The following is a 13,335-nucleotide window of genomic DNA, read 5'->3' on the forward strand; positions in this document are numbered from 1 at the left end:
GCGGGGCGGGGGTGGGTGGTTTCCGGGACGGCTTCGGTTTACGGCGGCACCCGCCCCCGCTCCGGCCCGTCCCCTCCCGTTGGGGGTGGGGAGAAGGCCGGTGGGGGTTTGCGTAGGTGGTTCGGTGTGCCTCGCGGATCTGGCAGAAACGGGGCGACGCCTGGGGCGGTCAGGTTGACGGGTGTGTGATTGCGGCTGCCGTTGTGCACAGTTCGGTGAGGGTGCCGGCGAAGGTTGGGAGCAGCTGGAGGGCTACGGCCCAGGCTTCGGGGTCGGTGCCCAGATGTTCGGTGGTCAGTGCGGTTGCCTGTGTGTGCAGTTCCTGTCGGTCGGCCTTTTGCTCGGAGGAGTTGAGGGCGTGGCGGAGGTGGGACAGGGCCCGGCGCGCGGGGGCGGCGTGGGTCAGGATGTCCTGTGGGGTGAGTGTGCCGTGGCGGAGGGCGAGCTGGGGCCATGCGGTGCTGTAGCGGTCGACCTCCGGGGTGTCCGGCAGGAGGGCCAGTAGCAGCTCGCGGGGGCAGTCCGCACGCTCGGCGAGGTCTTGGGCCGCGCTGCGGGTCAGCGTGCCGGAGCGGTATGCCGCGATCAGCTCGGGCCAGGGCAGCGGGATGCCCTCGCCGGTGAGCTTGTGCGGCTGGCTGCCGTCGTAGCCCGGCGCCTTGTTGAGGTACGCCAGCAGCTTCTCCGGGTCCTCCTCCGCGGCCAGGCGGGCGCGCAGCCGGTCCAGGCCGTCCGGGGCGTCCAGCAGCTTCTCGGTCTGCCGGCGGAGGGTGACCGGGAGCCGGTCCATCGCCAGGATCTCGCGCACCGCGTCCGGGCCGCCGCGCTGCCACACGGCCACCAGCAGCCGCAGCCGGGCCGCGGGTATGCGCAGCTTCAGCCGCCCGAGGAGGGTGCGCGCCACCCCCAGGTCGCCGGACTCCAGGCCGGCGATGAGCCAGTGACGGTAGTGGCCGAGGTTGGTCTCCCGCAGGACGTGGAGCAGTTCCTCGGGGACGGGGCGGACGCCGCCGCCGCGCAGCCGTCCGGCGAGCATCCGCTCCCGTTCCCGCTGGTCGATCCGGCAGTGGAAGAACAGATGGGCGTCCACCTGCGGTTCGTCGAGATCGAGGAGGTAGGTCAGCTTCTCGGGGGAGAGGGCGGTGGTGGCGGCCTGGGCGGCCTGTGCCGCCACCCCGTGGGCGGCGATGACCGCGTCCCGGACGGCCGGTGCCGGATCGCCGTATACCAGGAGATGCTGCACGGCCCGGGCGTCGAAGTGCGGGACGACGGCGATCTGGGCCTCTTCGGAGGCGCACTGGAACAGGGCCAGGAACGCGGCCCGGGACGCCTCGGGGGGTGTGGCGGGGAACACCGCCTCCAGGGGGCGCGGCCAGCTGGTGTTGCGCTTCTGGCGGGAGGTGGCCGAGGCGGCGTCGTCGATCAGCTCGGCGACACTGCCCCGGGCCCGGCCCATCCGGGCGTAGCACGTCAGCCAGTTGACCGGGTCCGTGCCCAGCCGGTCGAGCAGGCCGGCGAGGGTCTTGCGGGTCGGCTCGTGGTCGTAGGGCAGCGCGCCGAGCACCTCCGGCGCCGGGGTGAGTTCGGTCAGCGCGCGGTCCACCGGGAGCCAGCCCGCCCGGATGCCGCGTGCGAGGACGTCCCCGAACTCCACCTTGCCCGCGGCGGCCTCGGGGCCCTTCAGTGCCTCGAAGGGCAGCGCGGAGGCGTGCCGCGCGGTGGACCGCGGGTCGGCACGGAAGCTCTCCATGACCAGGTCCGCCGGGCAGCCTTCCCAGCGGGTGAGCTGCAACAGGCGGTTGCTGCCGTGGCGGCCGTAGCCGCGCGCTGGCTCGGTCCCGAAGGGCAGACGGGCATGCTCGCGGCGGACCAGTTCCCAGTCCAGGCCGTCGGGCCCGGCCACCACCGCGCTGGTGTCACGGACCCGCAGCAGGGCCCGCAGCGCGGCGGGGTCGGTCCACTCGCCGGCCGGCCGCCGCTCCCGCAGGAACGCCTCCGGATCGTCGGCGGCCGCGGCCGCCCGCATCAGATCCAGCAATTCCGGCCGCCCGAGGTCGAACTCCTCGATCCGCTCGACACCGTCGGCGAAGGCCAGCAGCCCCTCGCCGCCCGCGAGTTGCACCAGGGCAATACAGGCGTCGAGGGCGACCGGCAGCGGGAGGAACCGGGCCAGCCGGACCAGGGTGAAGGAGATCAGCTGGGGGAACGGGCCGGTCAGGGCGGGCAGCAGGTCAACGCTGGTGGCCTCCTCCTGGATCAGCGGGACGAGGCCGTCCTCGGCCTGCCAGCGCGGGTCCGTGACATCGGCGGCGCGCAGTATCGCCGGCAGCAGATCCGGCAGGTCCCTCGCGCGCCGGGTCCGGTCCGGTGCGGGGCGGTAGCGCGCCCGCCACACCGCGCGGGCGATCACCGGATCGCCGGTCTCCGCCGCCCGGAGCAGGAACGCCTCGGGGTCGCCGGCCAGTGCGGCACGCAGCGCCTGGCCGCCCGGCCCGACCAGGGTCTCCACCATTTCCTCCGGCAGCCCGAACCGGTCGGACAGCGCGGCCAGCAGCTCCGGGCGCTGCCGCTCGGCGAGCGCATCGGCGGTGTCCGGCGCGGCGAGCCGCAGGGCCTGACGGAGCGGGGTGGTGGAGCGGTGGGTCACGTGCGGGGTCCCTTCGCGGGGCGGGCGTGCGGAGGTCCGCGGAACGGCACCGGGCCCTTCCGCAGCGGCACAAAGATCGTGGCACAGCCCACTGACAACGCGACGGTGCGCCGGACGCGCCCTCAGGGGCCGTCCGGCGCACCGCCGTTCACACTCGGAGGACCGGCCCGGCCGGCCGCCCCGTCAGATCAGCTCGGCCGCCAGCGTGATGTTCTTGACGCCCGCCAGCGCCTGGCTCACCGGGCAGTTGGCCTTGGCGTCCTGGGCCGCGGCCTGGAAGTCCTCCTCGGACAGGCCGGGGACGCGGGCCTTGACGGTCAGCGCGATACCGGTGATGCCCTCACCGGGCTGGAAGGTGACATCGGCCTGGGTGTCCAGGGCCTCGACGGTGTATCCCTTGCCCGCCAGGCCGTGCGAGAAGGCCATGGAGTAGCAGGAGGAGTGGGCCGCCGCGATCAGCTCCTCGGGGCTGGTGACGCCGTTGGGCTGCTCGGCGCGGGCGGGCCAGTTCACGTCGTACGTACCGACCTTGGAGGACTCCAGGGCGACGGTGCCCTTGCCCTCCAGGAGGTTGCCTTCCCAGTGGGTCTTGGCGGTGCGCGTGGTTGCCATGGTGCAGAACTCCCGGTTGTGGGCGAAAGGGATCACCGCCCAGCTTAATGATCCGGTGGCCCGGCGCCCGGCCGACCCGTGGGCGTGCCCGCCGCGGCGCCGGCACCGGGCGGGCGCAGCCGCGCGGCGGGCGGGCCGGGTGGACGCTCCGGTGCGGCCCGCCCGGTAGCATCCGAGGCCGTGCGCACCGTGCGCCGGACGGATGACCTGGGAGGAGCCACCCGTGGCGGGAGAACCGCAGGCCGACTGCCTGTTCTGCAAGATCGTGGCGAGGGAGGTGCCGGCGACCATCGTCCGGGAGACGGAGACCACTGTCGCCTTCCGCGACATCAATCCCCAGGCGCCGACCCATGTCCTGATCATCCCCAAGGTGCACTACCACGACGCCGCGGCCCTGGCCGTCGCCGAACCGCAGATCATCGCCGACATACTGCGGGAGTCCCGGGAGGTCGCCGCCGAGGAGAACGTGGAGGACCGCGGCTACCGGGTCGTCTTCAACACCGGCGCGGGCGCCGGCCAGACCGTCTTCCACGCCCACCTGCACGTGCTCGGCGGCCGCGGCCTCCAGTGGCCCCCCGGATAACCGACCGTGTCCGTACGTGAATTGGTGGTCCTCGGCACCGCCAGTCAGGTCCCCACCCGGCACCGCAACCACAACGGCTATCTGCTGCGCTGGGACGGTCAGGGGCTGCTCTTCGACCCCGGCGAGGGCACCCAGCGCCAGATGCTGCGCGCCGGGGTCGCCGCCCATGACCTGAACCGGATCTGCATCACGCACTTCCACGGTGACCACTCGCTCGGCCTGGCGGGCGTGATCCAGCGGATCAACCTCGACCGGGTGCCGCACCCGGTCACCGCCCACTACCCGGCCAGCGGGGAGCGCTTCTTCGAACGGCTGCGCTACGCCACCGCGTACCGGGAGACGGTCCGGCTGGTCCAGCGGCCGGTCGCCGTCGACGGTGAGCTGGAGCGCTCGCCGGCGTACGTCCTGGAGGCGCGCAAGCTCTCCCACCCGGTCGAGTCGTACGGCTACCGCCTCGTCGAGCCGGACACCCGCCGGATGCTGCCGGACCGGCTGGCGGAGCACGGTATCGCCGGGCCGGACATCGGGCGGCTCAAGCAGCTCGGCGAGCTGCACGGCGTCACCCTCGACGAGGTGAGCGAGCGGCGGCGGGGCCAGCGGTTCGCGTTCGTCATGGACACCCGGCTGTGCCCCGGGGTCCATGCGCTCGCCGAGGGGGCGGACATGCTGGTCATCGAGTCGACGTTCCTGGATGAGGACGTCCAGCTGGCCGAGGACCACGGGCATCTGACCGCCGGGCAGGCCGCGGAGGTGGCCGCCCGGGCCGGCGTGCGGCATCTCGTGCTGACGCACTTCTCGCAGCGCTACGACGACCCCACGGAGTTCGAGCGGCAGGCCCGTACGGCGGGGTACACCGGCGAACTGACCATCGCCCGGGACCTGTCGCGGGTGCCGCTGCCCAAACGGCGCTGAGGGGCGCGGGCCGGGGCGCGGCCGGCCCGCCGGTCCGGCCCCGTGGGACCGGACCGCACACCTCGGCCTTATGGCAGGTAGTACATCGGGTTGGGCAGCTTGAACGTCCGGTCCGCGGCGCCGCCGCGCAGATCGCTGTACTGGTCCCCGAAGCTGGCGACGATGTGGAAGCCGAGGGACTCGATGTGCTTGCGGGTGCCCGACTTGTACTCGATGGTCGTGCAGGTGGCACCGCAGGGCAGGTAGGCGGGCGGGTGCTCCTTGTCCTTCAGGTAGACGTGCCGGCGGTCCAGGGGCATGCCGTAGCCGACGTTCTTGAGGTTGCGGACGCTCCAGGCGCGCTGGGCCTCCTTGCGGCCGGTGAGGAAGAAGACCTCGGCGCCCTTGTCGTGCGCCCAGTTGACCAGCCGGTCCATGCCGAAGACCGGGTCCATGTCGGTGTGGGCCAGGTACTTGTCCTGGCTCTCCTCGGTGAAGTGGAAGCCGACCTGGAGCTCGTAGTTGTAGGTGAGCAGGGTGGTGTCGTCGATGTCGAGCACGATGGCCGGCTTGGCCTTGCCCGTGCGGTCATGGCGGGCAAGGGCCTTCGACAGGTAGCTGCGGGCCTTGGCCTCTATGCCGCGGACCTGGTGCGCGTAGTTGCTGCGCGGGGAGGCGTAGTGCTCGCCGTCCGCCGTCACCGTGTCGCCGTAGTACGCCTTGATCTTGTCCTGCACCTGGGTGAGGTTCGGGATCTCCTTGTCGGTGCGCGGTACGGAGTGTTCGGCGGTGGCCTGGCCGATGCCGAAGACGGCGGTGCCGGCGACGAGGGCGGCGACCGTGGCGGCGCCGAGGCGGGCCCGGCGGGAGAGGGCGGGGCGGAAACGGGCGGGACGGGGCATGCGCGGCTCCTCCGGAGACATGAGCGGACCCCGTAGGTCTAACAGAGCCTCACATCGGTATCTACGCGCGCAGATTCAACCCTTGGTAAAAGCTGACCGCGGTGCGGTTATTGACGGTCACTGGTCGGAATCCCTAACCTCCCACTCCCTCCGTAGACGTCATCTACACAGGAAAACAGCCCTCGGCCTCGTAGGAGCTTCCGGATGACCGACGCCCGGCACGGCCTCATCATCACCGAGGTCCGGCTCACCCCGGTCCTGGTGGCCGATCCGCCGCTGCTGAACACCCAGGGCGTACACCAGCCGTACACCCCACGGCTGATCATCGAGGTGACCACCGAGGGCGGCGTCACCGGGCTCGGCGAGACCTACGGGGACACCGACTACCTGGCCCTGGCCCAGCCGCTGGCCGGTGCGCTGATCGGCCGGTCGGTCACGGATCTGAACGGACTGCCCGAGCTGGCCGCCGAGGTGTGCGGGGACCCGCCGGGCGCGACCGGCGCCGGCGCCGTGGACGCCGGCGGACTGCGCGGCGTCCGGACCGCCGGAAAACTGCGGCTCTCCGTCCTCTCCGGCTTCGAGGTCGCCTGCCTGGACGCCTGGGGCCGGGCCACCGGACTGCCCGTACACGCCCTGCTCGGCGGCAAGGTCCGCGACCGGGTGGAGTTCAGCGCCTACCTCTTCTACCGCTGGGCGGGACACCCGGGCGGCCGCGGCGAACGCGACGACTGGGGCGCGGCGCTCGACCCCGCCGGTGTCGTCGCCCAGGCCCGCCGGCTCGCCGACACCTACGGCTTCACCTCCTTCAAGCTCAAGGGCGGCGTCTTCCCGCCCGACGAGGAGATCGCCGCGGTCCGGGCGCTGGCCGCCGAGTTCCCCGGGCGGCCGCTGCGCCTGGACCCCAACGGCGCCTGGAGCGTGCCGACTTCCTGCCGGGTCGCGGACGAGCTGGCGGACGTCCTGGAGTATCTGGAGGACCCGACGAGCGGCACGGCAGGGATGGCGGAGGTGGCGGCCGCCCTGCGCGGGGCGCGGCCGGGCGCCGCCGGACGGGCCGGCCTCCCGCTGGCCACGAACATGTGCGTGACGACCTTCGACGAGATCGCCGGGGCGTTCGCCCGGGACGCCGTCCAGATCGTGCTCTGCGACCACCACTACTGGGGCGGGCTGCGCACCACCCGCGAACTCGCCGCCGTCTGCCACACCTTCGGCGTCGGCCTGTCCATGCACTCCAACACCCATCTGGGCATCAGCCTCGCCGCCATGACCCAGGTCGCGGCGACCCTGCCGCACCTCGGCCACGCCTGCGACAGCCACTACCCCTGGCAGACCGAGGACGTCCTCACCGAGCGGATCGGCATCCGCGACGGCCGGGTGGACGTCAGTGACGCCCCCGGCCTCGGCATCACCCTCGACCGCGACCGGCTCGCCGTGCTGCACCGCCGCTGGCTCGCCGACGACGGCGGACTCCGCGACCGCGATGACGCCGCCGCCATGCGGTACGCCGACCCCGGCTGGGTCGCCCCCACCACTCCACGCTGGTGACCCCCGGGGCCCGCCCGCCGGCGGCCCGGGGACGGAGATCACGGACCCGGCCGTGGTCCTGTGCGCGGTGGCCCGGCACGCGTACGGTGAGGCACGGCTCAGTGGCGGTGCGCCACAGTGGTCCCGTAAGTGATCTTTGAGAGGGGCTGTCCCGATGGCACAGGAAGTGCGCGGCGTGATTGCGCCGGGGAAGAACGAACCGGTCCGGCTGGAGACCATCCTGGTGCCGGACCCGGGTCCCGGCGAGGCCGTGGTGAAGATCCAGGCGTGCGGGGTGTGCCACACCGATCTGCACTACAAGCAGGGCGGCATCAACGACGACTTCCCGTTCCTGCTCGGGCACGAGGCGTCCGGCGTGGTGGAGTCGGTCGGCTCCGGCGTCACCGATGTGGCGCCCGGCGATTTCGTCATCCTCAACTGGCGGGCGGTGTGCGGCCAGTGCCGGGCGTGTCTGCGCGGCCGCCCCCAGTACTGCTTCGCCACCCACAACGCCCGCCAGAAGATGACGCTGAAGGACGGCACGGAGCTGAGCCCGGCGCTGGGCATCGGCGCCTTCGCCGACAAGACGCTGGTTGCCGCCGGGCAGTGCACCAAGGTCAACCCCGAGATCGCGCCCGAGGCGGCCGGTCTGCTGGGCTGCGGGGTGATGGCGGGTATGGGCGCCGCGCTCAACACCGGCGGTGTCGCACGCGGCGACGCGGTCGCGGTCATCGGCTGCGGCGGCGTCGGCGACGCGGCCGTGATGGGGGCCCGGCTGGCCGGCGCGGCCAAGATCATCGCGGTGGACATCGACGACCGCAAGCTGGAGACCGCGCGCTCCATGGGCGCCACCCACACCGTCAACTCCCGCTCCACCGACCCCGTCGAGGCGATCCGCGAGCTGACCGGCGGCTTCGGCGCGGACGTCGTCATCGAGGCGGTCGGCCGCCCGGAGACCTACCAGCAGGCGTTCTACGCCCGTGACCTGGCCGGAACCGTCGTCCTGGTGGGCGTCCCCACCCCGGACATGACCCTGGAACTCCCCCTCCTGGACGTCTTCGGCCGCGGCGGCTCCCTCAAGTCCTCCTGGTACGGCGACTGTCTGCCGTCCCGCGACTTCCCGATGCTGGTCGATCTGCATCTCCAGGGCCGGATCGACCTGGGGGCGTTCGTCACCGAGACCATCGGCATCGAGGACGTGGAGTCGGCCTTCGCGCGGATGCACGCGGGCGACGTGCTGCGTTCGGTGGTGACGCTCTGATGGCGGCCCGCATCGACCACCTGGTCACCTCCGGCACCTTCTCCCTCGACGGCGGCACCTGGGACGTCGACAACAACGTCTGGATCGTCGGCGACGACGACGAGGCGATCGTCATCGACGCCGCCCATGACGCCGACGCCATCGTCGAGGCCCTCGGCGGCCGGACGCTGCGCGCGATCATCTGCACCCATGGGCACAACGACCACATCGACGCGGCCCCGGCGCTCGCCGCCCGCACCGGTGCCCGGATCCATCTGCACCCCGCCGACCTGCCGTTGTGGAAGATGACCCACCCGGGCACCCCACCGGACGCGGAGCTGGCGGACGGTCAGGTGCTGACCATCGCCGGTACGGACCTGACCGTGCTGCACACCCCGGGCCACGCCCCCGGCGCGGTCTGCCTCCACGCGCCCGACCTGCGCACCGTCTTCACCGGCGACACCCTCTTCCAGGGCGGCCCCGGTGCCACCGGCCGGTCCTTCTCGGACTTCCCGACCATCGTCGCCTCGATCCGGGACCGGCTGCTGACCCTGCCGCCCGAGACGGCGGTCCGCACCGGCCACGGTGATCCGACGACGATCGGGACGGAGGCCCCGCACCTGGAGGAGTGGATCAAGCGGGGGCACTAGAACGACCGGCCCCAGGGCGGGCCCGCAGTGATCGCGGAAAGTCCGCTGCCCCGGTGTGACACACCGGGGCAGCGGACTTTTTCGGCGCGGCGCCGGCGGGAGGAGTCCTCGCCGGGCGGAGAGCCGTCAGCGGTTGGAGAAGGCCGTCAGCGGTTGTAGATGGCCATGATGGGGTCGCTGTCGTCGCACCACACCTCGTGGTACCCGTTCGCCTGGGCGTACGGGAGTTCCTTCGCTTCGCACTCCGCCTTCGAGGGGTACTTCTCGGCACCGACGGGGACCCAGCCGTCGCCGGGGGGAGCGGCGGCGAAGGCGGCGGTGGAGGTCAGCGGGATGGCGACCGCCGCGGCAGCGACCGCGAGACCGACACCGATGCGAGTACGTAACGCCTTCATGGTGATCTCCCTTGCTTGTCTTTGCTTGTCCTTGCGTTCTGAGCTGGTCGGGCTCAGATGCGTTCCCGACTGATGTCCAGGGCAGCGCCGAGGTGGTCAGCCGATGGGGTTGACGAAGGTGGCCGGGTGGGTGGCGCTGCGCTGGTCGACGAGGGTGCCCCAGGGCCACTTGACGGTGATCGACTTGGTCTCGTTGGGCGGCGTGATGTCCGCGAAGGCGGGCTGGTAGAAGCCCTTGTCCTCCTTGGTCATGGCGACGTTGATGGTGAAGTCGGTGCTGTCGCCGGGCGCCAGGGTGATCGAGCCGTGCTTGGCCGACGAGCGGGCCAGCGACCAGCGCTCGCCGCCGTTCTCGGACTTGAGGTCCACACCCGGGAAGCCGCCGATCTTGCAGCTGCGGCTGCCCTTGTTGGTCAGCACGACGCTGGTGGTCGTCGAGCCGCCCGCGTTCGGGTCCGGGGCCGCGTCCTCGCCCGTGGCGAAGACCGCCTTCAGACCGGAGGTGTGACAGCGCTCCACGCCCGAGCCCGCCCCGCCACCGCCGGCGGCCTGGCCGCCCGGCTTCTTGGCCGCGGCGCCCCCCTTGGCGTCGGCCTTGGTGTCGGTCTTGGCTCCGGAGCCCGCCTCGTCACCGGAGCCCTGCGCCTCGGTGCCGGAGTCCGTGCCGCTGGACTCGACGGCCGTGCCCGGGCCCGACTGGTCCGCGGGCGCTGTGGCGGCGACATCCGAGCCGGAGCAGGCGGTCAGCGTCAGGCCGGCGACCGCGGTCAGGGTCGCGACGGCGATGCGCAGGGTGCGGCGACGGGCGGTGCGGGCAGTGGTGTTGGCGCTCATTTCGGGTCCCCCCAGGGCGTTCGGTGTCGCTGTTTCCTCGTGACGACCACCACTCTGGTCTGGGCCACTAGCGCGAGGCTTCCGCTCCGCTAACGTCCGGCTAACACGGGTGTGAGCAGGGGGAATACGCCTGGGGGAAGCCGAAGGGGCAGGCTGTGGCGGGTAGTTGGTGAACGTGCGGCCGGTTGCCGGAGCGGGGGGCGGTCCGACAGGTCAAGGGCCTGGCCCCGGGGGTCCGTGCCACAGCGACCGGAGCGGGGAGGTAACTCAGAAGTCACGCGAGGAAGTCCCCCGAGCCATCGGAGATGCCGTAGGGGAGGGGCGAACACTTCCCGTAGGGGGTGCGGACGCCCCCTCGGGGCCACAACGTGGCGGGGGCGGAGGATATTCCGCGGCCGCACGCCCCCGCGGCACGCCCCGCGGCCGCGCGCCCCGCGCTCCCGAGCCCCTACGCCCCGCGCCCCGGGCCTGCCCCGCCCCCTCACCCCTCCCCGGCCGCCCGCTCCAGAATGCGGGCGGCCACCGTGGGGGAGTCCACCAACGGGTGCAGGGCCAGGGCTCGTAGCGCGGCGGTGCGGTCCTTGAAGACCGCGGCCTCGATCGTCGCCCGTTCCACCGCCTTGACCTGCAACATCAGGCCCAACTGGTCCTCCCGCAGCGGTGCGCAGGGCAGGGGGCGGGCGCCCTGTGCGGTCACCTCGCACACGGTCTCCACGATCGCGTCCGGCGCCAGCTGCGGCACGGTCGTCCCGTTGCGGACATTGAGGATCAGCCGGGTGCCGCTGCCGTTCAGGATGCCGTGCATCAGCGCCAGCGCCACCCGGTCGTAGCCGCCGCCCTCCAGATCGTGGCTGTCGCGCTGCCAGCCGCCACTGGCCTCCCGGCTGTGCGCCATGTACGTCTCCTCGCGCTCCAGCCGGGTCCGCTCCCACAGGGCGTACACCGCGTCCGGGCCGCCGGCCGCCGCGGCCCGCTCGAAGAAGCCGCCCTGCTGCTGGTCGAGGAACTCGCCGCGGGTCTCCCGGGTGTCCCGTACGGAGTCGAGGGTCTCGCGGCGGAAGTAGTAGTAGTGCAGATACTCGTTCGGGAGCGCGCCCAGGGTCCGCAGCCAGTCCCCGCCGAACAGCCGGCCCTCCTCGAAGGAGCCCAGCGCGTCCTCGTCGGCGAGCAGCCCCGGCAGCAGATCCGTGCCGTCCAGCGTCAACGACCGCAGCCAGCCGAGGTGGTTGAGCCCCACATAGTCGTAACCGGCCCGGTCCGGGTCCGCGCCGGCCGCCCGCGCCGCGCGGCGCACCAGCCCCACCGGCGAATCGCAGATCCCGATGACGCGGTCGCCGAGCACCTGGGACATCGCCTCGGTGACCATGCCCGCGGGGTTGGTGAAGTTGATGACCCAGGCGTCCGGGGCGAGCGCCGCGACCCGCTCGGCGATGTGCAGCGCCACCGGGATCGTCCGCAGGCCGTAGAGGACACCGCCGGCGCCGACCGTCTCCTGGCCGAGCACGCCCTCGGACAGCGGGATGCGTTCGTCCCGTACCCGGCCCGCGGTGCCGCCCACCCGGATCGCCGAGAAGACGAAGCCGGCGCCGGCCAGCGCCTCGTCCAGACCGTCCGCGACCCGTACGGGCACCGGTGCCGGATGCCCCTGCGCCAGCCGCGCCAGGACCTCGGCGATCACCGCCACCCGGCGCGGATCGGTGTCGTGCAGCACCACCTCGGAGACGGCGCGCCCCGGGTCGTCCAGCAGGGCGCGGTAGACCAGCGGCACCCGGAAACCGCCCCCGCCCAGAATCGTGAGCCTCATGGGGCGGAACGTACCGCAGCATCAGGCACACTGGCGGCACGTGCAGATACGAGAGGGGAGAGCACGGTGAGCAGCCGACGCGATGACCTTCCGCCCGCGGGCCCGGCGGCCGTGCCCGCGGCCCTCGATCCGCTGGCCGGGGTGCGCGCCGACGGCGATCCGCGCACCGACGTCTACCTCACCGGCTCGGTCTTCCTGGACATCATCTTCACCGGCCTGGATTCCGCCCCGGTCCGCGGCACCGAGTCCTGGGCCCGCGGGATGGGCTCCAGCCCCGGCGGCGTCGCCAACATGGCCACCGCCCTGGCCCGGCTCGGGCTGCGCACCTCGCTCGCCGCGGCCTTCGGCGACGACCACTACGGCGAGTACTGCTGGGAGGTGCTCGAACAGGGCGAGGGCATCGACCTGGCGCTGTCCCGCACCGTCCCCGGCTGGCACTCCCCGGTCACCGTCTCCATGGCCTACGAGGGCGAGCGCACGATGGTGTCGCACGGCCACGAGGCGCCACCGCCCGATTTCGCCTTCGACGGCAAGCACGCCCCCGGCTGCCCGCCGCCGTCCCGCGCCTGCATCGCCTCGCTGGTCCCGGGCCGGCGGGAGGGCTGGCTGGGCTGCGCGGCGGGCCGCGGCAGCCGCATCTTCGCGGACGTGGGCTGGGACGACAGCGGCCGCTGGGACCCGGCCGACCTCGCCGACCTGGAGCACTGCGAGGCGTTCCTGCCCAACGCCGAGGAGGCGATGCGCTACACCCGGACGGACTGCCCGCGCGCCGCGGCCCGCAGGCTCGCCGACCGGGTGCCGCTCGCGGTGGTCACGCTGGGTTCGGAGGGCGCCTACGCGGTGGACGGCCGGACCGGCGAGAGCGCCGAGGTGCCCGCGATCGCCGTGGAGGCGCTGGACCCGACCGGCGCCGGCGATGTCTTCGTCGCCGGATTCGTCACCGGCACCCTCGCCGACTGGCCGCTCGCCGACCGGCTCGCCTTCGCGGGGCTGTCCGCCGCGCTGTCCGTGCAGGAATTCGGCGGCTCGCTGTCCGCCCCGGGCTGGGCGGAGATCGCCGCCTGGTGGCAGCAGGTGCGGTCCTGCGAGGCGGGCGCACCGGGCGTGCTGCGCCGCCAGTACGCCTTCCTGGACGAGGTGCTGCCCGCGGCGTACCGGCTCGCGCCGCTGGCTCGCGCGGTCCCCACGATCGGCTTCCGCCGGCCGGCCTGAGCAGCCGCGGGGCCGGGCCCGGCGGGTGCGGCCGCCCCGCC

Annotated in this window: 12 protein-coding genes; 6 read left to right on the forward strand and 6 right to left on the reverse strand. The window is 73.0% G+C overall.

All coding sequences use genetic code 11. The features are described from left to right. Positions 1-169: 169 nt before the first annotated feature. Together ACFWJW_RS15020 and ACFWJW_RS15025 are read right to left on the reverse strand one after the other, a co-directional pair. Positions 170-2,647 carry a hypothetical protein gene (locus tag ACFWJW_RS15020; RefSeq protein WP_387240086.1) on the reverse strand — a complete coding sequence of 826 codons (2,478 nt, stop codon included), beginning with the start codon at positions 2,645-2,647 and terminating at the stop codon, positions 170-172. A 183-nt stretch (positions 2,648-2,830) separates the two neighbouring features. Further along, a complete protein-coding gene (locus ACFWJW_RS15025) occupies positions 2,831-3,259 on the reverse strand; it encodes an OsmC family protein (RefSeq protein ID WP_042155497.1) in 429 nt (142 codons plus the stop codon). A gap of 223 nt (positions 3,260-3,482) precedes the next feature. Here ACFWJW_RS15025 and ACFWJW_RS15030 point away from each other — a divergent pair, with 223 nt between their 5' ends. Both ACFWJW_RS15030 and ACFWJW_RS15035 read left to right on the forward strand, forming a co-directional pair. Continuing rightward, positions 3,483-3,842 (forward strand): histidine triad nucleotide-binding protein, encoded by a 360-nt coding sequence (locus tag ACFWJW_RS15030; RefSeq protein ID WP_387240089.1) that lies wholly within the window; start codon positions 3,483-3,485, stop codon positions 3,840-3,842. Between the two features lie 6 nt (positions 3,843-3,848). Beyond that, on the forward strand, positions 3,849-4,754 hold the full coding sequence (locus ACFWJW_RS15035) for a ribonuclease Z (RefSeq protein WP_387240092.1): 906 nt from the start codon (positions 3,849-3,851) through the stop codon (positions 4,752-4,754). A gap of 68 nt (positions 4,755-4,822) precedes the next feature. Here ACFWJW_RS15035 and ACFWJW_RS15040 read toward each other — a convergent pair whose 3' ends face one another. Continuing rightward, positions 4,823-5,635 carry an HAD family acid phosphatase gene (locus tag ACFWJW_RS15040; protein WP_387240095.1) on the reverse strand — a complete coding sequence of 271 codons (813 nt, stop codon included), beginning with the start codon at positions 5,633-5,635 and terminating at the stop codon, positions 4,823-4,825. A 204-nt stretch (positions 5,636-5,839) separates the two neighbouring features. On the opposite strand from ACFWJW_RS15040, the gene ACFWJW_RS15045 reads away from it, so the two are divergent. The 3 genes from ACFWJW_RS15045 to ACFWJW_RS15055 all read left to right on the forward strand — a co-directional run bounded on the left by ACFWJW_RS15045 (position 5,840) and on the right by ACFWJW_RS15055 (position 9,049). Then, on the forward strand, positions 5,840-7,180 hold the full coding sequence (locus ACFWJW_RS15045; protein ID WP_387240098.1) for a glucarate dehydratase family protein: 1,341 nt from the start codon (positions 5,840-5,842) through the stop codon (positions 7,178-7,180). A 154-nt stretch (positions 7,181-7,334) separates the two neighbouring features. Next, entirely contained in the window at positions 7,335-8,420 is a 1,086-nt protein-coding gene (locus ACFWJW_RS15050; protein ID WP_387240101.1) for an S-(hydroxymethyl)mycothiol dehydrogenase, read from the forward strand. Then, positions 8,420-9,049 carry an MBL fold metallo-hydrolase gene (locus ACFWJW_RS15055; RefSeq protein WP_387240104.1) on the forward strand — a complete coding sequence of 210 codons (630 nt, stop codon included), beginning with the start codon at positions 8,420-8,422 and terminating at the stop codon, positions 9,047-9,049. Before ACFWJW_RS15050 ends, ACFWJW_RS15055 begins: the two co-directional genes overlap by 1 nt. A gap of 146 nt (positions 9,050-9,195) precedes the next feature. On the opposite strand, the gene ACFWJW_RS15060 is transcribed toward ACFWJW_RS15055, so the two are convergent. From ACFWJW_RS15060 to ACFWJW_RS15070, 3 genes are all read right to left on the reverse strand, one after another. After that, the gene (locus ACFWJW_RS15060) at positions 9,196-9,444 is read right to left on the reverse strand and encodes a hypothetical protein (protein WP_387240107.1); all 249 of its coding nucleotides are present in this window, start codon (positions 9,442-9,444) and stop codon (positions 9,196-9,198) included. A 96-nt stretch (positions 9,445-9,540) separates the two neighbouring features. Continuing rightward, a complete protein-coding gene (locus ACFWJW_RS15065) occupies positions 9,541-10,278 on the reverse strand; it encodes a DUF4232 domain-containing protein (RefSeq protein WP_387240109.1) in 738 nt (245 codons plus the stop codon). 481 nt (positions 10,279-10,759) lie between these two features. Continuing rightward, entirely contained in the window at positions 10,760-12,082 is a 1,323-nt protein-coding gene (locus ACFWJW_RS15070; RefSeq protein ID WP_387240112.1) for a 6-phospho-beta-glucosidase, read from the reverse strand. A 66-nt stretch (positions 12,083-12,148) separates the two neighbouring features. Between ACFWJW_RS15070 and ACFWJW_RS15075 the strand changes: the two genes are divergently transcribed. Beyond that, positions 12,149-13,294 carry a carbohydrate kinase family protein gene (locus ACFWJW_RS15075; protein ID WP_387240114.1) on the forward strand — a complete coding sequence of 382 codons (1,146 nt, stop codon included), beginning with the start codon at positions 12,149-12,151 and terminating at the stop codon, positions 13,292-13,294. The last annotated feature ends 41 nt before the right edge of the window (positions 13,295-13,335 follow it).

It is taken from the genome of Streptomyces sp. NPDC127097, from assembly GCF_042724075.1.
GTDB lineage: Bacteria > Actinomycetota > Actinomycetes > Streptomycetales > Streptomycetaceae > Streptomyces.

Bases quoted from the DNA above. Each gene is read 5' to 3' on its own strand.
- ACFWJW_RS15060 (WP_387240107.1), bottom strand. From the start codon at position 9,444: ATGAAGGCGTTACGTACTCGCATCGGTGTCGGTCTCGCGGTCGCTGCC.
- ACFWJW_RS15050 (WP_387240101.1), top strand. From the start codon at position 7,335: ATGGCACAGGAAGTGCGCGGCGTGATTGCGCCGGGGAAGAACGAACCG.
- ACFWJW_RS15070 (WP_387240112.1), bottom strand. From the start codon at position 12,082: ATGAGGCTCACGATTCTGGGCGGGGGCGGTTTCCGGGTGCCGCTGGTC.
- ACFWJW_RS15045 (WP_387240098.1), top strand. From the start codon at position 5,840: ATGACCGACGCCCGGCACGGCCTCATCATCACCGAGGTCCGGCTCACC.
- ACFWJW_RS15025 (WP_042155497.1), bottom strand. From the start codon at position 3,259: ATGGCAACCACGCGCACCGCCAAGACCCACTGGGAAGGCAACCTCCTG.
- ACFWJW_RS15055 (WP_387240104.1), top strand. From the start codon at position 8,420: ATGGCGGCCCGCATCGACCACCTGGTCACCTCCGGCACCTTCTCCCTC.
- ACFWJW_RS15040 (WP_387240095.1), bottom strand. From the start codon at position 5,635: ATGCCCCGTCCCGCCCGTTTCCGCCCCGCCCTCTCCCGCCGGGCCCGC.
- ACFWJW_RS15065 (WP_387240109.1), bottom strand. From the start codon at position 10,278: ATGAGCGCCAACACCACTGCCCGCACCGCCCGTCGCCGCACCCTGCGC.